The organism is Herminiimonas sp. (genome assembly GCF_030655415.1).
Genome location: NZ_JAURVN010000010.1, coordinates 1 through 22,740 on the forward strand (window position 1 = coordinate 1; position 22,740 = coordinate 22,740).

27 protein-coding genes and 2 tRNA genes are annotated in these 22,740 nt (G+C 49.2%); 14 read left to right on the plus strand and 15 right to left on the minus strand.

From position 1 onward, the window contains the following. The 3 genes from Q7T66_RS07720 to Q7T66_RS07730 all read left to right on the plus strand — a co-directional run. Window positions 1-866 (plus strand): SH3 domain-containing protein (locus Q7T66_RS07720; RefSeq protein WP_304932756.1); only part of this gene is annotated, 866 nt, incomplete at its 5' end. A 170-nt stretch (window positions 867-1,036) separates the two neighbouring features. Next, on the plus strand, window positions 1,037-1,564 hold the full coding sequence (locus Q7T66_RS07725; protein WP_304932757.1) for a RadC family protein: 528 nt from the start codon (window positions 1,037-1,039) through the stop codon (window positions 1,562-1,564). 252 nt (window positions 1,565-1,816) lie between these two features. After that, window positions 1,817-2,521: a MobA/MobL family protein gene (locus tag Q7T66_RS07730; protein ID WP_304932758.1), complete on the plus strand. Its 705-nt coding sequence runs from the start codon at window positions 1,817-1,819 to the stop codon at window positions 2,519-2,521. A gap of 103 nt (window positions 2,522-2,624) precedes the next feature. Here the strand turns inward: Q7T66_RS07730 and Q7T66_RS07735 are convergent, their stop codons facing one another. The 5 genes from Q7T66_RS07735 to acs form a co-directional block, all read right to left on the minus strand. After that, window positions 2,625-4,097, minus strand: coding sequence for a YfjI family protein (locus Q7T66_RS07735; RefSeq protein ID WP_304932759.1), 1,473 nt, complete (start codon window positions 4,095-4,097; stop codon window positions 2,625-2,627). A 14-nt stretch (window positions 4,098-4,111) separates the two neighbouring features. Continuing rightward, complete coding sequence (locus Q7T66_RS07740) at window positions 4,112-4,330, minus strand: AlpA family transcriptional regulator (RefSeq protein WP_304932760.1); 219 nt, start codon at window positions 4,328-4,330, stop codon at window positions 4,112-4,114. A 192-nt stretch (window positions 4,331-4,522) separates the two neighbouring features. After that, entirely contained in the window at window positions 4,523-5,287 is a 765-nt protein-coding gene (locus Q7T66_RS07745; protein ID WP_304932761.1) for a hypothetical protein, read from the minus strand. Window positions 5,288-5,351: 64 nt separating this feature from the next. Further along, window positions 5,352-5,442 (minus strand) — tRNA-Ser (locus tag Q7T66_RS07750). 158 nt (window positions 5,443-5,600) lie between these two features. Next, window positions 5,601-7,583 carry an acetate--CoA ligase gene (gene acs, locus Q7T66_RS07755; RefSeq protein ID WP_304932762.1) on the minus strand — a complete coding sequence of 661 codons (1,983 nt, stop codon included), beginning with the start codon at window positions 7,581-7,583 and terminating at the stop codon, window positions 5,601-5,603. Between the two features lie 213 nt (window positions 7,584-7,796). Here acs and Q7T66_RS07760 point away from each other — a divergent pair, with 213 nt between their 5' ends. From Q7T66_RS07760 to Q7T66_RS07775, 4 genes are all read left to right on the plus strand, one after another. Beyond that, window positions 7,797-8,420: a YqhA family protein gene (locus Q7T66_RS07760; RefSeq protein WP_304932763.1), complete on the plus strand. Its 624-nt coding sequence runs from the start codon at window positions 7,797-7,799 to the stop codon at window positions 8,418-8,420. A 75-nt stretch (window positions 8,421-8,495) separates the two neighbouring features. Continuing rightward, complete coding sequence (locus Q7T66_RS07765) at window positions 8,496-10,037, plus strand: fumarate hydratase (protein WP_304932764.1); 1,542 nt, start codon at window positions 8,496-8,498, stop codon at window positions 10,035-10,037. A gap of 41 nt (window positions 10,038-10,078) precedes the next feature. Then, window positions 10,079-10,933: a glutamate racemase gene (murI, locus tag Q7T66_RS07770; RefSeq protein ID WP_304932765.1), complete on the plus strand. Its 855-nt coding sequence runs from the start codon at window positions 10,079-10,081 to the stop codon at window positions 10,931-10,933. 132 nt (window positions 10,934-11,065) lie between these two features. Beyond that, window positions 11,066-11,141 (plus strand) — tRNA-His (locus tag Q7T66_RS07775). Between the two features lie 89 nt (window positions 11,142-11,230). Here the strand turns inward: Q7T66_RS07775 and Q7T66_RS07780 are convergent. From Q7T66_RS07780 to Q7T66_RS07795, 4 genes are all read right to left on the minus strand, one after another. Beyond that, window positions 11,231-11,542: a hypothetical protein gene (locus Q7T66_RS07780; RefSeq protein WP_304932766.1), complete on the minus strand. Its 312-nt coding sequence runs from the start codon at window positions 11,540-11,542 to the stop codon at window positions 11,231-11,233. 58 nt (window positions 11,543-11,600) lie between these two features. After that, complete coding sequence (locus Q7T66_RS07785) at window positions 11,601-11,777, minus strand: hypothetical protein (RefSeq protein WP_304932767.1); 177 nt, start codon at window positions 11,775-11,777, stop codon at window positions 11,601-11,603. Window positions 11,778-11,973: 196 nt separating this feature from the next. Beyond that, window positions 11,974-12,192: a hypothetical protein gene (locus Q7T66_RS07790; protein ID WP_304932768.1), complete on the minus strand. Its 219-nt coding sequence runs from the start codon at window positions 12,190-12,192 to the stop codon at window positions 11,974-11,976. A gap of 243 nt (window positions 12,193-12,435) precedes the next feature. Further along, window positions 12,436-12,654: a hypothetical protein gene (locus tag Q7T66_RS07795; protein WP_304932769.1), complete on the minus strand. Its 219-nt coding sequence runs from the start codon at window positions 12,652-12,654 to the stop codon at window positions 12,436-12,438. Window positions 12,655-12,850: 196 nt separating this feature from the next. On the opposite strand from Q7T66_RS07795, the gene Q7T66_RS07800 reads away from it, so the two are divergent. From Q7T66_RS07800 to Q7T66_RS07815, 4 genes are all read left to right on the plus strand, one after another. After that, complete coding sequence (locus tag Q7T66_RS07800; RefSeq protein WP_304932770.1) at window positions 12,851-13,180, plus strand: nucleotide pyrophosphohydrolase; 330 nt, start codon at window positions 12,851-12,853, stop codon at window positions 13,178-13,180. A gap of 185 nt (window positions 13,181-13,365) precedes the next feature. Next, window positions 13,366-14,064, plus strand: coding sequence for a TenA family protein (locus Q7T66_RS07805; RefSeq protein WP_304932771.1), 699 nt, complete (start codon window positions 13,366-13,368; stop codon window positions 14,062-14,064). A gap of 59 nt (window positions 14,065-14,123) precedes the next feature. Continuing rightward, window positions 14,124-14,786: a thiaminase II gene (gene tenA / locus Q7T66_RS07810; RefSeq protein ID WP_304932772.1), complete on the plus strand. Its 663-nt coding sequence runs from the start codon at window positions 14,124-14,126 to the stop codon at window positions 14,784-14,786. 194 nt (window positions 14,787-14,980) lie between these two features. Beyond that, entirely contained in the window at window positions 14,981-15,187 is a 207-nt protein-coding gene (locus Q7T66_RS07815; protein ID WP_304932773.1) for a DUF6494 family protein, read from the plus strand. A gap of 501 nt (window positions 15,188-15,688) precedes the next feature. Here the strand turns inward: Q7T66_RS07815 and Q7T66_RS07820 are convergent. Both Q7T66_RS07820 and Q7T66_RS07825 read right to left on the minus strand, forming a co-directional pair. Continuing rightward, the gene (locus Q7T66_RS07820) at window positions 15,689-15,859 is read right to left on the minus strand and encodes a hypothetical protein (protein ID WP_304932774.1); all 171 of its coding nucleotides are present in this window, start codon (window positions 15,857-15,859) and stop codon (window positions 15,689-15,691) included. Window positions 15,860-15,906: 47 nt separating this feature from the next. Then, window positions 15,907-16,314, minus strand: a complete 408-nt coding sequence (locus Q7T66_RS07825; protein ID WP_304932775.1) for a hypothetical protein — start codon at window positions 16,312-16,314, stop codon at window positions 15,907-15,909. 379 nt (window positions 16,315-16,693) lie between these two features. On the opposite strand from Q7T66_RS07825, the gene Q7T66_RS07830 reads away from it, so the two are divergent. From Q7T66_RS07830 to Q7T66_RS07840, 3 genes are all read left to right on the plus strand, one after another. After that, window positions 16,694-17,908, plus strand: coding sequence for an MFS transporter (locus Q7T66_RS07830; RefSeq protein ID WP_304932776.1), 1,215 nt, complete (start codon window positions 16,694-16,696; stop codon window positions 17,906-17,908). A 108-nt stretch (window positions 17,909-18,016) separates the two neighbouring features. Further along, window positions 18,017-18,487 carry a universal stress protein gene (locus tag Q7T66_RS07835; protein WP_304932777.1) on the plus strand — a complete coding sequence of 157 codons (471 nt, stop codon included), beginning with the start codon at window positions 18,017-18,019 and terminating at the stop codon, window positions 18,485-18,487. A gap of 195 nt (window positions 18,488-18,682) precedes the next feature. Beyond that, window positions 18,683-19,051 (plus strand): hypothetical protein, encoded by a 369-nt coding sequence (locus Q7T66_RS07840; RefSeq protein WP_304932778.1) that lies wholly within the window; start codon window positions 18,683-18,685, stop codon window positions 19,049-19,051. Window positions 19,052-19,142: 91 nt separating this feature from the next. On the opposite strand, the gene Q7T66_RS07845 is transcribed toward Q7T66_RS07840, so the two are convergent. The 4 genes from Q7T66_RS07845 to Q7T66_RS07860 all read right to left on the minus strand — a co-directional run bounded on the left by Q7T66_RS07845 (window position 19,143) and on the right by Q7T66_RS07860 (window position 22,683). Next, on the minus strand, window positions 19,143-19,397 hold the full coding sequence (locus Q7T66_RS07845) for a hypothetical protein (protein WP_304932779.1): 255 nt from the start codon (window positions 19,395-19,397) through the stop codon (window positions 19,143-19,145). Between the two features lie 218 nt (window positions 19,398-19,615). Next, a complete protein-coding gene (locus Q7T66_RS07850) occupies window positions 19,616-20,041 on the minus strand; it encodes a glycine zipper domain-containing protein (protein ID WP_304932780.1) in 426 nt (141 codons plus the stop codon). A 249-nt stretch (window positions 20,042-20,290) separates the two neighbouring features. Further along, the gene (locus tag Q7T66_RS07855) at window positions 20,291-21,550 is read right to left on the minus strand and encodes a murein L,D-transpeptidase family protein (RefSeq protein ID WP_304932781.1); all 1,260 of its coding nucleotides are present in this window, start codon (window positions 21,548-21,550) and stop codon (window positions 20,291-20,293) included. Next, window positions 21,550-22,683 carry a tetratricopeptide repeat protein gene (locus tag Q7T66_RS07860; protein ID WP_304932782.1) on the minus strand — a complete coding sequence of 378 codons (1,134 nt, stop codon included), beginning with the start codon at window positions 22,681-22,683 and terminating at the stop codon, window positions 21,550-21,552. The genes Q7T66_RS07855 and Q7T66_RS07860 overlap by 1 nt, the downstream gene beginning before the upstream one ends. Between the last annotated feature and the right edge of the window lie 57 nt (window positions 22,684-22,740).

Below are 22,740 nucleotides of genomic sequence, written 5' to 3' on the forward strand. Positions count from 1 at the left end.
GAAAAGGTAGCTGGGCCAGTGTCGAAGAATTCAATAAGTCGCAACGACGGTGGTCCATTGCCGGCGTAGTACTCCTCGTCGCGTCAATTGCAATTAATGTCCTGCTGGGGTTTTACAAAGAGGGGCATAAGACACCGTTACCAAGAAATGAAGCAGTGGGAGGAATGGATTTGTCCATGCCACCAATCACATCAGAGAACGTGGCACCGGTTGAACATGTGCATGATGAAACTACCTTGGCTAACGTAGATAAAGAGGGAGTAGATTTATTAGAGACACGCTACGGTGACCTCACAACCAATGCGCAGGCCCAACTCATCCTCAATGGCCGTTTAGTAAAGCCAGCAGTCCAGGCGAATTCATCACTCTCGATCAAAGAGTCGTTCCGTATTGGAGAGGATCATCTTGTCCTTGTTGAAAATCGTGGTGGATCGGCATGTCCCGCACTCTTTAATTTCGTCGCAGTTCGGGCGAACGGCGCGCAGAGCTACCCGACATTCGGAACATGCACTGATATTTACCAGGTCGAGCGCATTGATAACTCCGTGGTCTTGACCATGCAGGGAGAGAGTAATCAGGCGCATCGATACGTATTTGTAAACGGCCTGCTTATAGACAATGGCAAACAAGTAGGAACGCAGCCAGCAAAAGATTTTTCTGTTGAGGCTGTCGTTGACGACCCGGACGGTTTCACAAACGTACGTGCACAAGCCAATGGAAAGAGCGCCATCATTGGGCGTGTCGAGAGTGGAGCTACATTCCAGACCCATCCGCAAAATTCGGATTGGTGGAAGGTGCAGACAGCAGGAGGCGCGGAAGGATTCATTCACCGTAGCCGCATCGTTTTACTGCAGCAGAGGTTCTAACATCCTTCAATCAAAAAGGCATCAGATAAGAGCCGTTCAGAACTTGCAATAACCCAACCCAAAATTAATCAAGACCGCTTCGGCGGTCTTTTTTATTTCCTTCTTCATATTCAACATAACAGGAACTGCGTCCCTTTCATGGTGGACGCACTCCTCTATCTGGAGGTCTTATGACAACTACCGTCAACGCATGCGCAGAGAAACAAGGACCCTATTCTCTGCGACCTTGGAGCGAATTTCTGCATGACCTAACAGCAGTAGATACGTGGATTGTGCACAGAGCGATTCAAATCTTGGATGAGCATGTGATCAAGCATGGCCCGAAGCTAGCTAGTCCACAGGACGTGAAGGACTACTTGCGACTGCAACTGATCAATGAACAACGAGAGGTGTTTGCGGTGCTGTTCATGGATGTTCAACATCGCGTGATTGCTTATGAACCACTGTTCTTTGGAACGATCCATCAGACGTCTGTCTATCCACGAGTAATCGTTCAACGCGCGATGTCGTTGAATGCTGCATCAATGATCTTGGCACACAACCATCCTTCTGGTAGCACAAAACCGAGTGATGCCGACAAGCAACTTACCAATCGGCTTAAATCGCTTCTGGAGTCGATCGACGTACGCGTACTAGATCATTTCATTATTGGTGATGAAGGCACATTCTCTTTTGCTGAGCACGGACTACTCTTTTAAACCCTATCTAACCACTAAACATCTAATCATTTTTTACATCTCTACCTATGTTATGCGAGACAGTAATACAGGTAATTGATGATGGAGATAGTGATCGTTGAATAACAAGAGCTACTAGAGGGGTGATATAAGGACGCGCACTTAACCTTTCTCCAATATTCTTTTAAAAAACATCCTGTATTCACTTCATCTCACACGCAGCCAGCGAATCAACTCGCTGGCTTTTTAACGTCGACATGAGGACAAATACAAATGGCAAGCTTCCATCACTCCATCAAGAGCGGCAAGAAAGGTACAGCAGCAAATCACGCTGCTTACATAAGTAGAAAGGGTAAATACAATCAACGCGATGACCTCGTGGCAACCGGGCACGGCAACATGCCCAAATGGACAAAGGACGATCCAAATGCATATTGGAAGGCGGGAGACAAACACGAACGTGCGAACGGTGCAGTGTACCGGGAGCATGAAATTGCACTACCTTCCGAGTTGAACCTTGAACAAAATCTGAATCTGGTCAATGACATAATCGCCAGCATCGTGGGCGATAAACCCTATCACTATGCGGTGCATTCACCTCGATCATCGATTCAAGGGGCAACCAACACACACCTGCATTTAATGTTTTCTGATCGTTTGGATGATGGCATTGACCGTTCACCCGAACTATTATTCAAGCGATACAACTCGGCACAGCCGGAAAAAGGAGGATGCAGGAAAGACAGTGGTGGAAAGAGCCCGATTGAACTTAGGGAAGAGATTATAAGAACGAGGCAGATGAGTGCGTATCTTCAGAACGATGCACTTGAAAGAAGCGGACATACAAGTAGGGTGGATCATCGGTCATTGAAAGACCGAGGCATAGCAAGGCCTCGAGAACGTCATCTGGGACCTGCACGTGTGCAAAACTTAACGCTTGCGGAGAAGCAGCAATTAATTGAATCAAGAAAGCTTTGAAATTAATCGTTCACTAGTTTTGAAATGCCTGCGATTCCTGCGATTAATCGCAGGAATCGCAGGCTAAATGAAAAATTAGAATTGAATTCTTGCATTGGTTGGACTAATAATCTCCTGGCGAATACATGGGAGACCTACTCTCTGATTTTATTTTAGCTTCCAATACATCCTCCCAAAACTGAGGATACTTAAAGTAAATATGGTTGGCATCACGGTATGAATATCCCATATAAACATGGCCGGTTTTAATGAGAACATTCAAAGCAGGCTCTAATTTTTCCTTTGCACGAATTGCATTGGGACCTCGGTTCATCACCATGTTTTTTGGGAATGACATTTTATAGCCGTCATACCACTGTTTTTGCAAATACTCGAGAAGCGTTTTCGCATCTAGCGTCTTTTGCGATGGAAACACTATTTTATATTGATCTGCATACCAATCCATAAGTGCTACGGCAGGTTCCAATACATCACCTGTAATTTCACCATCCCTGCCAGAGAAAAGATGAAAAATTGCCGCTATGCGACTTGCGTTTTCCATCATTTTGGATCCAAAGTCTTTGATGTCGTGCAGGTCACGTCCGTGTCCGAGCCTCGCTTCAATCATATTATTCTTTGCATGCCAAACTTGCTCCGCCTCCTTACTAAACGCTAAGATTATTCGATTGGATTCGGCAGATTCCCACCCAGCTTTCATTTTTTCAAGATACTGGATTACCCGTTCATGAAACAGAAATAGATAAGGCATCGGTCTTTTAACATTATTGCGTCTGTCGCCGACTATAGACTCTGGTTGACATACTAGGCATCGCGCGAAGTAACCAGATGCACGTAACATCAATCCATTCTTTTTGATATATTCCTTCCAAAGTTTGGGGGGGATCAGCATGGAAGATGCAATACGGCACGCCACTGCCCTCTTGCTTCGCCCCATTCTATCGACCATTAGCGTTTCTCCACTCCACGCTTGATTCAACTTTGATGGATTGGCTAACAGAGGTGAGTCCAGAATGACATATCCCTCTGGTGCTGAAAGGAAAAGTGAACGCCCCGTGCCTTCTAACATATCCATTAAGGGAGTCTCGGACATATCTTGAAAGCATATTCGGCGGCGTCGCCGTTTCATTGGCTTTTTCATTTCGTGAGAGCGCACCATTGCCTCTATTCCCTCTGTTGATTCATTGCGTGCAGCACTTCTTGATAATTGGCTATTTAAACCTTTCTTAAGTTGTTTCCAAATATTCAAATCGGCTTGAAAATGAATATCTGCTTCTTTATCTTCTTTGTCACAACGTTCATCAAACTCTTTGAACGGTTGACCCGCTGCATCATCCAGCCCAGATTTGCGATCCCCACTATCCGCAAATATTTTGATAAATAGTGAAAGCGGCGATATTTTTCCGTAAGGCAGTCGAACATCATATGACCCCTGAACCGTAGCTGACATGATGGCGAGGAATTGTCCGTAGGCCATTTCGATAGGCATCTCAACATTTGCAGCAACTTCAATAATTGCTCTTTGTATGTCTGATGGAAAATGCCGTAATGGACTAGACTCGTCAAAAAAATAATTCATATCCGCCCTCACGATTATTTCTTTCTTTCACGACTGCTGAGCCATGCATCAACTTCATTTTCCACCCACCCTACAGAGCTCTTTCCTAGCTTCATTGGGCGTGGAAATTCACAATCAAAGTAGACGCTACGAGAATTGAGTTTGTTGTAAACCGATGCGGTGCACATATTCGTTTTGGCAGTCAAATCTTTAATACTCAGGATGCGCATGGATTGATTTGGATAATATTGCATTAGTCCTCCTTAAATGAATGGGAGGCCATGATCGCGCGCGTTGAGGAAGGTTGGAAAGGCTGTCGGGGGCCTGATTCCCCGACTAAAATAGTCGGGTTAGAAGTTTTTAGATTTGATTGGAAAGCGGATAGGATGGTTGCGGCTACATAGATGATGTAGCGCGGAGATGCCTTTAACCAGAAAAAGAATTTATTACTTATTTTTGGTTTTAATTAAATTGAAGTGATTTGCGACGTCAGGTTCGCTGAGGTAGTTCTCAATGGTGCGATTTCTATCCTCTTGTTTAGCCATCCTTATGCCTTCAGTCTTTGCAAAAGCCATTACATCATCTTCTATAGCTCTAACAGCATCGGCAAGGGACTCCCATCCATCTAACGGCTTCCGTTGAAATGACAGATTTTGAGCGTACTGCTTTACTTTTGCCCATCCCGTCAGCTGCTTTTCTCTATTCTTTTTACCTTGCTCACTTGCCACTTTTTTCGCTGCATGCTTTTGCAAGTCCATTAGCTCATCATTAGACAAATCGCTCTCAGCTAAACCACGGAATTCAGCCAACGATCTCCCTGAAGTTACGTAACCACTCCAATATAAAGCGTCGGTGACGTATGACCATGCGAGTTCTGCATCATTGTCGGATAGGCTCTTTTTGTGGCGATACAAGTATGTAGCTGAAACCAAAATCGGTCCAAGCGGATGGTAAGCGATGTCATGCTCAGAAATTGACTGTAGTGATAGCAGGTGTTTGACAATCAGGAATGGATCGTCCAGCGTATCGATATCATTTAAGCTTATGAGTTCGAGTATCCCAAGAAATCCGTGCTCATCGTGAGACGGACTAAGGGACATATAACTTCGCCGTAATGTCGCTTGTACAGCCACGGCAAAAAAATGAAAATCTTTCAGAGAGCGATTATGTTCATGCACGTTCGTCATCCATTTGTTCAGCTGATGGGCCAAGTGATGGGCCGAAAAAGAAAAAATCCCGCAACTCGTTGAAATTGCGGGACTTTTTTTTAAAATTTGGCGGAGAAAGGGGGATTCGAACCCCCGGTAGGCTATGAACCTACACACGCTTTCCAGGCGTGCGACTTAAACCACTCATCCATCTCTCCTGAATTTGTTCTTCGCAGTGCTGCTTTTTAGCGAAGTCGCCGATTATAGCAAAATTTTCTCTAAAAAGGCCCACTTTCCCGCTCTGCCCTGCCATTACGGACAGAAAAAAGCCGTCGCGGCTTGTGGCTGAGACGGCTTTTGCACCAGAGACAAGAATTTATTGTGCCTGTTTGAGCTGTTCCAGAATTGCCGGATTCTCTAGGGTGGAGATATCTTGCGTAATGTCTTCATCCTTGGCTAGCACGCGCAACAGGCGGCGCATGATTTTGCCGGAGCGGGTCTTCGGCAGGTTGTCACCAAAGCGGATTTCTTTCGGCTTGGCAATCGGGCCGATTTCTTTCGCTACCCAGTCGCGCAATTCCTTGGCGATCTGTTTGGCTTCATCGCCTTCTGGACGGTTGCGCTTGAGGACGACGAAAGCGCAAATCGATTCGCCGGTTGTTTCATCCGGTTTGCCGACGACTGCTGCTTCGGCGACGATCGGATTGGCAACCAGTGCGGATTCGATTTCTGCCGTGCCCATGCGATGGCCGGAGATATTCAACACGTCATCGATGCGGCCGGTGATGGTGAAGTAGCCGGTTTCTTCATTGCGGATTGCGCCGTCACCTGCGAGGTACGTCGTGCCGCCGAGTTCTGGCGGGAAGTAGCTCTTGGTGAAGCGCTCTGGATCGTTCCAGATATTGCGGATCATCGATGGCCATGGGCGCTTGATGACTAACAAGCCACCTTTGCCATCCGGCAGATCGTGACCTGCATCATCGACAACGGCTGCGGTAATGCCAGGCAAAGGCAAGGTGCAGGAGCCCGGCACCATCGGTGTTGCGCCAGGCAATGGCGAGATGACGTGACCGCCGGTTTCTGTTTGCCAGAAGGTATCGGCAATCGGGCAGCGCTCGCCGCCGATATGTTTGTAGTACCACATCCATGCTTCTGGATTGATAGGTTCGCCAACCGAGCCGAGCAGGCGCAGGCTGCTGAGATCGTATTTGTCCGGATGCACTGCTGGATCGGCTTCGGCCGCTTTGATCAGCGAACGGATCGCGGTCGGTGCGGTGTAGAAAATCGATACTTTGTGCTTTTGAACCATGTCCCAGAAACGGCCAGCGTTCGGGAACATCGGTACGCCTTCAAACACGATCTGCGTTGCGCCACACGCCAGCGGGCCATAGGTAACGTAGGTGTGACCGGTGATCCAGCCGATATCGGCGGTGCACCAGTACACATCTTCCGGCTTGATATCGAAGGTCCATTTCATCGTGAGCATGGACCACAACAAATAGCCGGCGGACGAATGCTGCACCCCCTTTGGTTTGCCGGTCGAGCCGGATGTGTAGAGGATGAATAATGGATGTTCTGCACCGACGGCTACCGGTTCGCATTCTGCCGCCTGTTTTTCAACGAGGTCGTGCAACCAGATGTCGCGATCTTTGACAAAGGTGACGTCGCCACCTGTGCGTTGATACACGACGACATTGCGGATCGTGTCGCAACCGCCCATGGTCAATGCTTCATCGACGATGGATTTCAATGGCAATTGACGGCCACCGCGTACTTGATAATCGGCGGTCAGCACGGCGACTGCGCCGGCGTCGATGATGCGTTCTTGCAGCGATTTGGCGGAGAAGCCACCGAACACGACGGAGTGTGTTGCGCCGATACGCGCGCAGGCTTGCATCGCGGCGATACCTTCGATCGACATCGGCATGTAGATGATGACGCGATCGCCTTTTTTGATATCCAGCGATTTGAGGCCGTTCGCAAATTTGCAAACGTACTCGTACAACTCTTTATAGGTAGCGCGTTTGACTTTGCCGTCATCCGATTCAAAGATCAGTGCGACTTTGTCCGCGTTGCCGTTGGTCAGGTGGCGATCAAGGCAATTCCACGACACGTTCAGCTCGCCATCTTCGAACCATTTATAAAACGGCGCGTTGGATTCATCGAGCTTTTTGGTGAATGGCTTCGTCCAGTGAATGTTCTGTTGCGCGAGGCGCGCCCAGAAACCTTCGTAATCGTCGGACGCCTCCGCACACAAGGCACGATAGGCTTCCATGCCGCTGATTGCAGCGTTGTTGACGAAATCTTGGGGCGGATTAAATACCCGCTCCTCCTGTTTGAAGCTCTCGATGCTGGACATTGTCCCCTCCGTTACGGATTTTATTTGTTACTCACAATATGCTTCTACTCTTACTGAAGCCTTACACCAATCTGACGTTCAATTTGACTTTGGAACCAGCGCAAACAATTCAAGTCGAAAGTTGCCATTCTACCGAGGTGCACCGCAGCAAAAAGCGTGGGCGCGTGTAAAATGCAGGCTTCTATTCGTCATCTATTACCACATCAAATCTAAATGAAACCATCTTCTGCCGTCGACGAATCAAAATCAAAAAAACGCATCCATCCACTGGCGAGTTTTATTTTCATGACGCGCTGGCTGCAGCTGCCATTGTATATTGGTCTGATCCTGGCGCAATGCGTCTACGTATTTCACTTCTGGGTAGAACTGTCGGATTTGATCGGTGCGATTTTCGGCAATGCTGATTCGCTGAAACATATTCTGGACGTCGTCACCATTCCCGGCGCACAACGAGCAGAGAAGCTGACCGAAACCACCATCATGTTGGTCGTGCTTGGTTTGATCGACGTTGTGATGATCTCGAATCTGTTGATCATGGTGATCATCGGCGGCTACGAAACCTTCGTCTCGCGCATGAATCTGGAAAGCCATCCAGATCAACCAGAATGGTTATCGCACGTCAACGCGTCGGTATTAAAAGTCAAACTCGCAACGGCGATCATCGGCATCTCGTCCATCCATTTGCTGAAAACGTTTATCAACGCTTCGTCCTACGATGCAAAGACGCTGTACGCGCAAACCGGTATTCATATCGTCTTCCTGGTGTCGGCATTGGCGATTGCTTACGCTGATCGCATCATGGCGGAAACCAATTCACTGAATCAGCAAGCGCACTAATTCAACTCATTGAATCAACTTATTGAATCTACGTAGCCCAACCTAGTTCCACTAACGTTCAAAGCCGATACTGCCATGACCATCATTAAACAAGACGATTTGATCGAATCCGTTGCCGCTGCTCTGCAATACATCAGCTACTACCATCCGCAGGATTACATTCAGCACTTGGCGCGCGCGTATGAAGCAGAACAAAGTCCGGCAGCCAAGGATGCGATTGCGCAGATCCTGACCAACTCGCGCATGTGCGCAGAAGGCAAGCGTCCAATCTGCCAGGACACCGGCATCGTCAATGTCTTCTTGAAAATCGGCATGGAAGTAAAGTTCGAAGGTTTCGGCAAAACTTCAATCACCGATGCAGTGAATGAAGGTGTACGCCGCGCTTATAACGACCCGGATAATAAGCTGCGCGCATCGATAGTGGCCGACCCGCATTTCGCGCGCAAGAACACCGGCGACAACACACCTGCCGTGGTACACATGGAGCTGGTGCCGGGCAATACGGTGGACGTGCAAGTCGCGGCAAAAGGCGGCGGCTCGGAAAACAAAACCAAATTCGTCATGCTCAATCCTTCCGATTCGCTGGTCGACTGGGTCATGCAAACCGTGCCACTGATGGGCGCAGGCTGGTGCCCACCGGGCATGCTCGGCATCGGCATCGGCGGCACAGCAGAACGCGCAATGCTGATGGCAAAACAAGTGTTGATGGAAGACGTCGACATGTACGAGCTGAAGCAACGCGGCCCGCAAAACAAAACTGAAGAATTGCGTATCGAGTTGTGCGACAAGATCAATGCGCTCGGCATCGGTGCGCAAGGCTTGGGTGGTTTGACGACTGTGCTGGACGTCAAAATCATGATGCATCCTACGCACGCGGCATCGAAGCCAGTGGCGATGATCCCTAACTGCGCGGCAACACGTCACGCGCATTTTGTGATGGATGGCTCCGGCCCGGTTTATCTCGATCCGCCATCGCTGTCTGATTGGCCGGATGTGAATTGGGCACCGAATACCGAACTGTCGAAACGCGTTGATTTGAATACGCTGACCAAAGAAGAAGTCGCCTCGTGGAAGCCGGGTCAAACTCTGCTGTTGAACGGCAAAATGTTGACCGGTCGCGATGCTGCGCACAAGCGTATTCAAGAGATGCTGGCCAAAGGTGAAAAGCTGCCTGTCGATTTCACCAATCGCATTATTTATTATGTAGGTCCGGTTGATCCGGTGCGCGATGAAGTCGTTGGCCCAGCAGGCCCGACTACCGCAACCCGCATGGATAAATTTACCGAGATGATGCTGGCGCAAACCGGCTTGATCTCTATGGTCGGCAAAGCCGAACGCGGCCCGACTGCAATCGAAGCAATCAAGAAACATCAATCGGCGTATCTGATGGCGGTTGGCGGCGCAGCATACTTGGTATCGAAGGCAATCAAGACTGCCACCGTATTGGGCTTCGCCGATCTGGGGATGGAAGCGATTTATGAGTTCGACGTGACCGATATGCCAGTCACCGTCGCGGTCGATTCCACCGGCACTTCCGTCCACAATACCGGACCGAAGGAATGGAAAGAGAAGATCGAAAAAATTCGTTTGAATGAAATCCCAGTGTCAGCGGTTTGATTTTTCTTCTTATCCAATCACGCATTTAATACACGACGACATTGAGCTTCTCCGCCTACCCCGATCCTGTTGCTGCTGAAGCGCCTATCGGTATTTTCGATTCCGGCGTCGGTGCCTTGTCCGTCCTGCGTCACGTACAAGCACGCTTGCCATCTGAGCATTTGCTGTGTTTTGCTGACTCGGCTTACGCGCCATATGGCGGCAAATCGGATGCAGAAATTATCGAACGCACGCTAGCCGTTGCCAGCTTTCTGGTAACGCAAAAGGTCAAGGCCATCGTCGTCGCCTGCAATACCGCGACCGCGGCAGCCATCGACGCCTTACGTCAGCAATATCCTGATTTGATCGTGGTCGGCGTAGAACCAGGCTTGAAGCCGGCGGCAGTATTCAGCAAGAGCGGCAAGGCTGGCGTGCTGGCAACCGCTAGCACCTTGGCAAGCCATCGCTTCATTGCGCTGCGCGACCAGATAGCAGAAAGCACTGGCGTCACTTTCTTGACGCAAGCGTGCGTCGGTCTGGTCGATCAAATTGAAAAAGGCGAACTATCCTCGCCAGAAACCGCGCTGATGCTGGAGCGGTATGTCACGCCCTTGCTGCGCGGTGGTGCCGATACGCTGGCGCTAGGTTGCACGCACTACCCTTTTGTTCAGCCCTTGATTGAAGCGATTGCAGAGCGCGAGAGCGCTGTGCCGGTGACGATCATCGATACCGGCGAAGCCGTATCGCGCCAACTGGAAAGATTGCTGCAGCAACGCGGCTTGCAACGATTTGAGAATATGCCGGGTTCGCTGGCAGCATTTACGACTGGCAGCCAAAGCTCACTGGAAAATGCCTTCGCAAAATTGCTGAATTTGCATCCTCAAGTCACCGCGCTGAAGGCACAAGCGACGGCCTAAGCCAGAGTGATATTTGGCATTGAACGACTAATTTTTACTGCTTTGTTTATTTGATTTGCCAGCCGCGTATGAATTTTGTATAATGCGCAGCTGTCTTGCAAAACATCGCAAGTCGCTCGTAGTAAATCAATGGTGGCTGTAGCTCAGTTGGTAGAGTCCAGGATTGTGATTCCTGTTGTCGTGGGTTCGAGCCCCATCAGCCACCCCAAGAATTTTAGCCGTGCCCTATGTGAAAACATGCGGCACGGCTTTTTCTTTGATGCGTCAGATTTGTGGCGTCAGATTTAGGGTGCGAGCTTAGTTGATATCTTCATCCACAGTACTCGCGTGCTTGGTGTTGCTACCTTTTTCGCCCGGAATCGTTTCGTAATGAATCGTTGGGCTATCAGCGCGGCTCTCGCTATCGCGTAGCTCTTCATCGACATGACCAGTAAAGCCGGTGCGATTATCAAATCCGCCGCCGGTATCCGCAGACACCGTATTCGCTGCAACATACGAATCGCTGACGGCCTGACGTGCAGCATGATCTGGATAATCATCGGCAGAGCCGGCGTCTACTTTGGCAAATTTTTCTTCTAGATCGTTATTGGTATTTGGTATCGAGCGCATGATTTATCTCCTAAAGATGATTCCATCTGAGACTGCTGTGCGGACAAAAACTTTATGACTATCCGTGGCGGCGTAACACGTCGTTTTGATCTTTTTCGGGTGCTACAGTTGAATCGTTGTTACGCACTGGCGGCCCCTTTTCCTTGCGCGCTTTATCGACGCGGGTATCGACCTCATTCAGTTCAGCATCGATTTTTTGTAGCGGCGAATCTGGATTAGTTTTTTGATTACTCATTGATTTCTCCTTAAGACGAAATGACCAACTTTGATCTTATTCTCTTTGAGGAAAAGCGCTATCAGAGAAATAGATTTTCTCTTGTAGGACAAGCCAACGATGAACCAGAGCAACTGTGCACTCAAGAAACAAGCAACAAATTGCAGACGAAAAAAAACCGTCGCAAGCGACGGTTTTTAATTTCGCAAAGATGCGATTAATGTCCGGACAAAGCCGCTTCAGCAGCAGCGTTTTGTTTGCGGATTTTTTCTTTTTCAGCTTCTTCAGCGCTCAATGGAGCAGCTGGAGTTGCATCAGCGGCAGCAGGTGCCTCTACGGTTGCTGCTGGAGCTGCTTCTGTCGATGCCGATTTTTCCGAGTTACATGCGGTCAACGACAATGCCAGCAACAATGCTGCGAATAACGAAATTTTCATCTTGTTCCTAAATATGGGTGAGTGTTTTTTCAGACAAGGATCGCTGAAGAAACATGAGGCTGGCGTAGTTGTAATGCTCACGCCAAGCCACTAATTTATGTGCCCACTATAGTTAGGTGTAGCTGATCGGTAAATTGTGGAAGTCACCTAGTAGCCGCCAAAATTTAGATGTAAAAAAACCCACATCGCTGCGGGCTCTTTCATATTTTCATCAGCGTTTTTCCGGCCGATGATCTAGCAAAGTCAACTATTATTGGTGACCTTGTTAGGCTGCTTGATTGGGTGCCCATGTTGAGCAACATCTGCAGTTTGGCTGGCACGTGCATTATCAATCGCTGCATACTTCTTTTGCATAAGCCGTTCCATCTCTGTCACATCCTGTTCAAGCACCGGATTGCCAGGTGGATTTGCGTGATGATTATTTTCATCATTGCGATCGACTTGCTTCTTTAAATTAGGCATGGTCATCTCCTTGGTGTTTTGTAGACGTACCATAGCATCGCTACCCACGCAGTTGAATAGGACTAGCGCGCAATGGCTTGTAGGACAGAACGAAGCTGCACTATTTTCATGCAAGATTTCAGCATCCAGCAGCAAGGGTTCGAATATCAGGCTGCGTTATCATGGTCGCTTATTCTGTAACCCATTCCTACCCGCCATGACACAAATGCTGCTCGATACAAAGTTACTGGAAAATGTATTACAAGAATTTGCAGATGCTCGCAACTGGCAGCAATTTCACTCACCCAAGAATCTGGCGATGGCATTGACCGGTGAAGTCGGCGAGTTGGTGGAAATTTTTCAGTGGCGCAGCGAAGAAGAATCGTGGCAAGTTGCACAAGCGCCGGAGACCGCAGAACATGTGCGGCAAGAGTTGGCTGACGTTGCGCTGTATTTGATACGTCTGGCATCTGTTTTGAATGTCGATCTGAACGCGGCAATTCAAGACAAGCTGATCATGAACGCAAAGAAATACCCGCCACTGTAAAATTCGTGCTTGAGTATTTTTGCAATCATTATTGAATGCGATCAAACCCGCGTTGCTATAAAGTTATTAGCCAAGCTGTTACGCCAGTGGACACACAAGTTGCGGCACAAGTTCTTACAGCCGATATTTATTTTTTAGTTTTAGCTTCGCGCACGCGAGCAAGTTATAGATCAATCATCATTTCCATGACCGACACACCTTTCAGCAAACGTAGTAATCCCGCCAGCACTTTCACCGAATGGTTGCGCGAACAGAATCAGGAAAACTGGGACGCCGCGATCAATCATCGTTTTATCGATGAGTTATTTGCCGGCACTGTCGCTGACGATGTGCTGCAACATTATCTGGTGCAGGACTATCAATTCATCGATCGCTTTGTCGCACTGTTAGGAGCCGCGATTGCGAGCGCAGATCTTTTCACTTCACGCGTACGCTTCTCACGCTTTGCCGCGATGATTACCAGTGATGAAAATACGTACTTCCTGCGTGCCTTCGATGAACTTGGCCTGGTCGATAAATATCGAATCACACCGCCACTGACAGAGCCAACCAAAGCATTCCAGGCGTTGATGACGGAATCGGCTGAAAGCCGGATGTATCCACTGTGCCTGTCGGTATTGGTCGTTGCCGAATGGTTGTACTTAAGCTGGGCTGATCGCCCGGATGCAACATTGCCTGAACGCTTCATTCATGCGGAGTGGATTACGCTGCATAACAATCCGGCGTTTGCCGACTTCATAGGCTGGTTACGTTCAGAACTTGATCGCACCGGACCTTTGCTGGATGCGCAAGATCAAGCGCATTGCGCCGATATGTTCGGCCGCGCAGTTGCGCTGGAACGGGCATTTTTCGATCACGTCTACACACCGCTCACCTATTCTTGAATCTCTGCTCGCTCGCAGATTAAAACGCGAGCGGCTTGCAATCTTCGTTAAGGAACATCATGTCTTTTACCGCTGAAATCTGGCAAAAAAACGCCGCGCTGTTTGAAACCATACGCACCATGCCGTTCAATCAAGAGCTGGCTGACGGCACCTTGAGTCAAGAACGCTTCCGTCATTACATGATTCAAGATGCGCATTACTTAATCGCCTTCGGTCGTGCGCTGGCCGTCGCTGCGGCAAAAGCCGACAATACAGACGAGATCGTCCAGTTCGCGAATGGCGCACATACAGCGATCATCGTTGAACGCAGCTTGCATGCGGATTTCATGGAGCAGTTCAATGTCAGCCCGGCGACCTTTGCGGCAACGCCCTTGTCGCCGGCGACGCATCATTACAGTAGCTACCTGATTGCGACGGCGTGGAGCGCGTCTTACCCCGTCGCATTGGCTGCTTTGCTGCCCTGCTTCTGGATCTATGCGGAAATCGGCCGCGACATCCTCGCACGCGCCGCCAAGAACAATCCCTACGATTCGTGGATCAGCACCTATGCCGGCGAAGAATTCCACGCAGCAGTACGTGGTGTCATCGCGACTGTAGATCGTGTCGCTTCAGTTGCCAGCGCAGAAACGCGCCGCGACATGCACATTGCCTATACGCATGCGGCAAAACTGGAATGGATGTTTTGGGATTCTGCGTATCGCCTGGAGCAATGGCCGGTTTAATCACACCGAAAAAAACAATTTGTGAATGAATAGCATCAGGCCCGGTCGAACTCAGACACGGGCCTTTTTTACATGTGTTCTATGCAGATAAAATCCCTTATGATTTGCACGTATCGTGGCATCGTTATCGAGCCAGATCTACGTAGACATTCATCGTGAATCGCTAAATTTCTCTCACCACACAGGAGTGCACCATGGACGAAGAAAGCTTCAACATCAGCATGCGAAAATTCTTGAAGACGGTTGGCGTCGGTTCACAAAACGCCATCGAAAAAGCGGTGGAAAAAGCGATCGCCGAAGGTCGCATCAGCGGTACAGAATCTTTCCCTGCGAAAGTTACGCTGGAGATTGAAGGCATAAAACTGAATATCACTTTTGATGGGGAAATTCGCTTGCAGTAACTTTGCAGATTCTGCGGCGATCTTGCGCTGCAGAATGAAACGAAGGTAATCAGATACCGTCAATCAGGCGCACAGCAATGTCCGCCTGATTTTTTATTCGCGCTTTAAAAATATATTTTCATTCCCACTGCAATTAAGTGACAGAGCGCACAGAAGACAATCAGCCGAAGGTTTATTCTGCATCCTCTTGATTCAAACGATGCAAGCAAACACTTAATTACGGAGCATAAAATGGGTAGCAAATACTATAGAGGTTGGCTGGTCAGTGCGTCCGTACTTGCAGTTCTGTGCTTTTATATGGCTTTTTGAAAAGCTTGAGAAGACGAGCGAACGCGCGCCTGAGGGTAATGCGCTTGAGACAAAACAAGCCGTAAAATTAAGTCAAAAATTCAATGTCAGAACTCTGTTTCACTATTATTTAAAATATCAAAACAAAAGCAGCAGGCCTGATTTTCACAGGCCTGCTGCTTTTTTATGTATTTGAAAATCAGCGTTTAGGTCTTACCACTTATAAGGTGGAATCGCCATGGTCACCAGAGTATTGACCTCTGTCTGCGCGACGAATTTTTCAGCGCTTGTTTCCGCCGATACAGCAGCTGGATTCAACACGATGAACAAGCCACCAGCTACAGTGACGGCACATATAAACAGTGAGATGAAATGGCGTTTCATAATATCGCTCTCAATTCTTAAAAGTAGAGATCATTTCGAAGAAATGATCAGACAGCTGCTTCGTTTGTCATATCTGACACTGCAATCTGCGGGCCGAATGGCAGAACGTTTCCGCTCTCTGCAGCAGATTTCCCCAATCCCTTGGCAATCATTCTGGAATCCAGCCACGGATTCCTACGCACACGCGCTCTGGAATTCTCGGCACCTAATTCGGATACGAACTCTGGAGTGAATATGCGCGATTCAGTTTTTTTATATCCGACGAGGCTACTGCGTACAGCATCGCCCAGATATTTCATGGCTTTGTAACGTTTGCGGCGCAATACGCGCTCAACGGCATCTTCATGACGTTCTGCAATCTCGGCACAAGCCTTGATATAACCCGGCCACTCAACTGCGACTCGTTCTTTGAGTACAGCTGAGGCATCCGGTAAAGTTGTTTGAAGAATAGACATCATGCACCTCCTGATTTATTTCTTTCAATCGTTTGGTCGTATTCAGAGTGTCGAAATTCTGATTTTGGCCTTGCCTTTTTTCTCATTCAAAACGAGAAGGTCTGTTGCGGCATGGGAAGGATCGTATCTGCATGGCGGCTTTAGCAATATAGGACAGCGGCGCGAAAGCTTGTAGGAAAAGAGGAAGACTTTCGGCAAGAGAATAAATGTCTTATTGCAAACTTATTTTTAGGTGTCTTTAGTGCGCAAATCAGAGTTGCTTAGCCCTGCTTAATCAGGCTCCAATAGGACTCGCAGAACGGGTGTATCCATTCATGTGTACATGTATTTAGCCAATTTGTTGTACTCTTCTTTGCTCTGCATAATTTGAAATCGCTCCATGTCTGCCGACGAAGCCGCCGCACAATCTGCATCCCCTATTCCACCCCTTGCCATACCGGCCTTATCGCTCGCCGCCTTCGGTAGCGCGATTTCGCTGCGGGTGACAGATCCATTGCTGCCACGGCTGGCATCGGAATTTGGCATGTCGCTCGGCAATGTTTCTTATGTGATTACAGTTTTTTCGATTGCGTATGGTTTCTCGCAGTTGTTCTTCGGCCCGGTCGGCGACCGCTTCGGCAAATATCTGGTGATTGCCTGGGCGTGCATGGCCTGCGCCTTCACCGCACTGTTGTGCGCGCTGGCACCTAATTACCCTTTACTGATCATTGCGCGCCTGACTGCCGGGGCGACCGCTGCCGCCATCATTCCCTTATCGATGGCGTGGATAGGCGATGTGGTGCCGTATGACGACAGGCAACCGGTACTCGCGCAGTTCCTGATCGGGCAGATCATTGGTATTTCCGCAGGCGTATTGCTGGGCGGATTGGCGGCCGACTATTTCAGCTGGCGTCTGCCCTTCTTCGGCATCGCCTTCTACTTTGTCTTCGTCAGCTTGACGCTGTTTGCCTTCAATCGAAAACTGCCGGCCTACGCGCTCACCACGCACAAAGTCGCAGGCTCAGCCTTGCGCCGGATGATCAATGAATTTGGGCAAGTATTGGCCAAACCGTGGGCGCGCATCGTGCTGGTGACGGTATTTTTAGAAGGTGCATTTTTGTATGGCGCGTTCGCATTCATCGCTTCGCATCTGCATCGCGTCCACAATATTTCGCTGACCAATGCGGCCGCGCTAGTGATGTTGTATGGCTTGGGCGGTTTTCTGTATGCGACCACTTCACGCCGATTGGTGCGCAGTCTCGGTGAAAAGGGATTGTCACGCTGGGGCGGCATTATCGTTGCGGCAGCGTATTTGACGATTGGCCTTGCACCGGCCTGGTATTGGGCGATTCCCGCATGTTTCGCTGCAGGCCTTGGCTTCTACATGTTTCACAACACCTTGCAGATGAACGCTACGCAAATGGCGCCTGAACGGCGCGGCGCGGCTGTGTCCACCTTCGCTGCCTGCTTCTTCCTGGGCCAATCAGCCGGGGTCGGTTTGGCCGGACTTGCAGTGGAACAATTTGGTACCGCAGCGGTGATTTGCGTAGGAGCAATCGGTGTGGTGCTGACCGGACTCACTTTCAGCCGTTTAAAGCAAAAAGAGGCTTCCTGAACGTTCCGCATACATAACCACTCTTACATAAGTCCGTCATCGCCTAACTTGCCCGATCTGCTGTTAGCGATATACTAAGAGTGTACTTATCGCTAATCAGGAGGCCTTATGTATCGCAAGATTCTGGTCGCTTACAACGGCACATCAGAAAGCCGCTCCGCCTTGCAGGAATGTATAAGGCTGGCTCCTGATCCCTCAGCAGAAATTCATCTGCTCGCAGTCATCAATCCCCCACCCTCGGTCGTCATCGGTGAATATGCGATGGTCGCGATGGTCGGCATAGAAGAAGAAATTCTAGCCGAGAAGAAAAAAATGGAACACGAGTTGAGCGAAGGCGGCGCTTATCTGCGCGCAGCCGGCTTGCAAGTCCAGACCCATATTGAAATCGGTGAGCCGGTACCCACGATTGCAGACTTGGTCGATAAGCTAGGAATAGAACTGGTTATCGTCGGCCATTCACGTCATCAATCGCTGGCGATGCGCTGGTGGCGCGGTGCCACTGATGCATTGCTGGTTGAAAAAATACGCTGCAGCTTGTTGGTAGCGACTGATCCTAAAAAAGATGAAAAATTGAATTAATAATGCCGTTCTGCATTTTGAATATTAAAAATGCAAGACAAAGAAATCGCAATTGTTATCGCTTGAATAATGAAGTGATGACGAAGCCATAGCAAAGCATGTAGCCATCAAGAAATCGATACAGATTGTTACGAATTTTAAGTAGTCGAAAATGCTTGTGAAGCGTTAAATGTCATTATCAATATCGAGATTGCCATGAAAAAAATTATTGCACTGTGCGGGTTGGCAAGCGTCCTGACTATGGCAGCGACGTCGGCAATGGCCGGCGGTGTGAACTGGTCGGTCAATCTGGGCGTGGGCGGTTATTACCCGCCACCACCAGTTTATTACTCGCCACAGCCCGCCTACAACAACTATTCCAATTACTACGCACCACCGGTTATTTACGGTAGCCAGGTTCCTGTTTACAGCGCACCGCCACCAGTCGTGTATGCACCTGCACCGGTAGTTGTTTATGGCGGAGGATATTACCCACCTAGACCACGCTATGACAATTACTACGGTCCTCGCGGCGGTTACTATCGCGGTGGACCTCCTCGTGATTACCGAGATTACCGTCGCTGATATTTATCTGCGAATATAAAAAATGGCTAGTCGAATTGACTAGCCATTTTTATTTGCTACGTGCATTAGTTTGAAGCATTAGACACATTGATTACCAACGACCACGGCCGCGATAACCGCCACCACCGTAATAACGCGGGCCATAATAACCACGCGAACGATAACTAAGTCCAAAATTTACAGCCGGTGCAACATACACAGGTTGTGCCGCATACACCGGACCGCCGTAAACCGGTTGGTCGTAATAGCCAGTGTTATATGGGACGACTGCGCAGCCACCTAAAGCCGCGAGCCCTGCCAGCGAAATGACTAAACGCTTCGCTATACGTGCATTGAATGTTTTCATCGAAACAGCCTTTCTTCCAATAAGTGAAAAGAAAAAAATGCATCGTCTGTATGAGTGCTTACTCATGCACGCGTGCTTCTTTCTATTCCACTGCAAAAAATGCGCTGTAACGTTTGTAGCTCTAACAATATTGCGGCTTGTTGCGTAGTCATCTGATTGATGACTACGCCCTCCCAAGCTTGACGTTTTTACGCGTGCATTCAGTTTTAAAAAATTACTTAGCGACGATAATCACCGCGATCATAGCCAATGTATTCGCCGCGACGTCTATCATTTTGATAACGATCGCGATAGTCGTTGCGTTGACCATAGTTGTCGCGATAAACCGGTCTTGCATACACTGGCGCTGGACGATAATAAACAGGCTGTGCTTGTTGGTAATACGGTTTTTGCTGGTAATAGCCTTGCGACTGGTGACGTCCATAATTACGATCGTCGTTACGGCCACTGGAAGCACTGGCGCCAACTACTGCGCCCAGCACGCCGCCAATAATGGCTGCATCTTGACCACCAACACTATTGCCGATCACGGCACCGACTACTGCACCTAATGCCGTATTGACACCGCGATTATCCGCAGAAGCTGTCGTCGAGACTGCGGCTGTCGCCAGCAGAGCAATACCTATCCATTTTTTGTGCAGCATGATTGACTCCTGTAAGCCGTAGCGAAAACCAGATTTGGTTTATAAATCGCTTCGGCATGGAATCACTATATAGATCGCGTTAGGGAAATCCACGGGAGAAATAGTCTTTTACAACTGTAAAGAAGTATGAAGACGATGCGGATAAAAGGAAGAATGTCGTGCAGAAATACAGGAGAAAATCATGATGGAAATTGCATCAATTCTCCTACGGAAAATTAATGCAATTCACGAAACACTGAAGACGCAATATTAGAGATTAGCTTCGGAAACTATTTTCCACTGCGCGCCTTCTTTCGCCCAGTACTGGCGTTTGCGCGTGACGTGTTTGCCTTTGCCGATCACAGCTTCTTGAGTAAAAGCTGCAACGATCATTTCCTTTTGATCTTTGCCATCAGGATAACGGAACAAAGTCACGTCGCGCAGAGCGACATCAATTTTGCGCGCACCCAAAGTAGATTGCTGTAACTTGGTCAACCAGCCATCCAGAGTCTGGCCGCGTGGTGCTTTAAAGCTGCGCGAATAATGACGGCGCAAGCGATCTGGATCTGTACTTTCGACATCGACGCGCCATGATTCCAACATCTTGTTGGCGCTGAGTTTGTCGGCTTCCCATTTTGCCTTTGAGACAAACTTCAGATCGTCGCTGATGATGACTGGCGTATTGCCGACTTCAACCGTTGCCGACAACTCCTTCAAATCAGCATTGGTGAGAACCACGCAACCATCGGAGGACAAAGGTGGGCGACTGTAACTATCCGACGGCACGCCATGCAACCAGATCCCCGAGCCACTGCGACCATTCGCCTTGTCCCATTCATTCGGATAATTAATAGGCAAGGCACCAGGACCGTAAAAATCAGGCAGCTTTGCACCGGCTAAACGTGCGGTGATGTAGTAGACACCGAGCGGCGTCTTTTGATCGCCTTCCTTGAATTTCTCGACACCGAGTTTGCCTTGGCTAACGTAGTAATCGCTGACCAGTTTTAATTGGTCATTGCTACGCTCATACACATAGAGACGAGAACGTTTGGCATCGACCAGCACAATTTTTTTCTGATCATCGCGCATTTGCAGAATGACGCGCGGAATCAGGTTCGGGTCCGGGCGCTCGCGCAAAGACTTCAAGCGTACGATCGCTTCAGCGCGCAGATTATTGAGTTTGTCAGGCGGCGCATTAGGCGCGGCGCCAAAGGTCTTGATAGTTTGCGTATGCAGCAACAGCAAATCGCCGCGTACCAAATGGCCAAGCCGGAAGGTTGGATAGGCCGCAACCAAGGCATCGGCCTTGGCTTGAGCATCGCGCAAACGATTTGCAGCGAGGGATTTATAAACCTCGATCAGCATGATTTCCGGATCGAGGCGTGCCGGCACACCCGGTTTAGTGCCGCTAGCAAAAGATGGCACTGGCATGCTGGCACCACCAGCGACCAGTAAGCTTAAAGCGGCGGCACCTGTCCAACATCCAATACGACGTGCGATTAAGCGCAACTTGATTCTAGAACCTGCCATTAGCTACCCGCACGCTCCTGCTTGATCTGCCATTTACCAGATTGCTTGACCAGCACCATCGTTTTGCGGCTGTTAGCTTTGGTACGGTCGGAATCATAAATCTGACGGAATTTTACGGTCGCGGTATTGCCACTTACCGTGACTTGCGGCGTTTCGATTTTTACGCTGATACGACCTTTGTCTTCGATGCGAGCACGACGTTCATCCGACCATGCTTTGCGCGTTTGACCGGCGGGCAAATCGAAGTCGGCGGAGTAAGCATTCAGATACGCTTTGACGTCGCGTGCGCTCCAGGCTTTCGCCCATGCGTTCACAGCACTCATGACTTGCTCGCGCTCAGCTTCGGCAGCGGCATTGGCTTTAGCCTTGGCTTCGGCTTCTTGTTTTTGTGCCTGCTTTTGCTGTTCTATTTTTGGATCTGGTTTGGCTTCGACTTTTACTTCAGGCTTCGCTTCAACCTTTGGCTCGATCTTAGGCACTTCTTTCACAGGAGGCTTAGGTTCAACTTTAGGTTCGGGTTTAGGCTCGGCTTTTACTGGCGCTGAAGGTGCTGCAGCAACCACCGCAACTTTTGGATTGGTGCCGCCGCTTGTATTGCCAACCAGCGTACGCACCATCGTCAATTTGGATTTGGCACCGCTATTGGTGTTATCAAGTTGCAGTGCTTTGTCGTAGGCTTGGCTCGCCAGCTTGGCGTGTACATCGCCCAGATTTTCGTAAGCGGTGGCATACGTTGGATTGGTGCGTATCGCCATATCGAGCGCGGTGCGGGCTTTTTCGTATTGGCCGCTGGATGCATATAACACGGCCAAATTATTGTATGGCTCAGGCAGTGTTGGATAGTCTTCGGTCAACTTGCTGAAAATCGCGATCGCTTCTGCCGACTTGTTCTGCTCGGTCAGGATCACGCCCTTCAGAAAACGCATTTGCGCGTCGCGTGGATTTTTAGTCAAAAACGCATCGGCTTTTGCCAATGCTGCAACATGCTGACCCGAGCGCAATAATTGCGAAACATCGGATAGATCATCGGCCATCGCGGGGAAAACACAGAATCCTGCCAGAGACAAAGCCAAGGTCCGGCTCAACACGTAACGTAAGCCTGAATTGAAGGTGCGACGTGGCGCGAATAACATGGTTTTCCTTATTATGGTTATGAGATAAATGCGCACAGCCAATATAGTACGACAAAC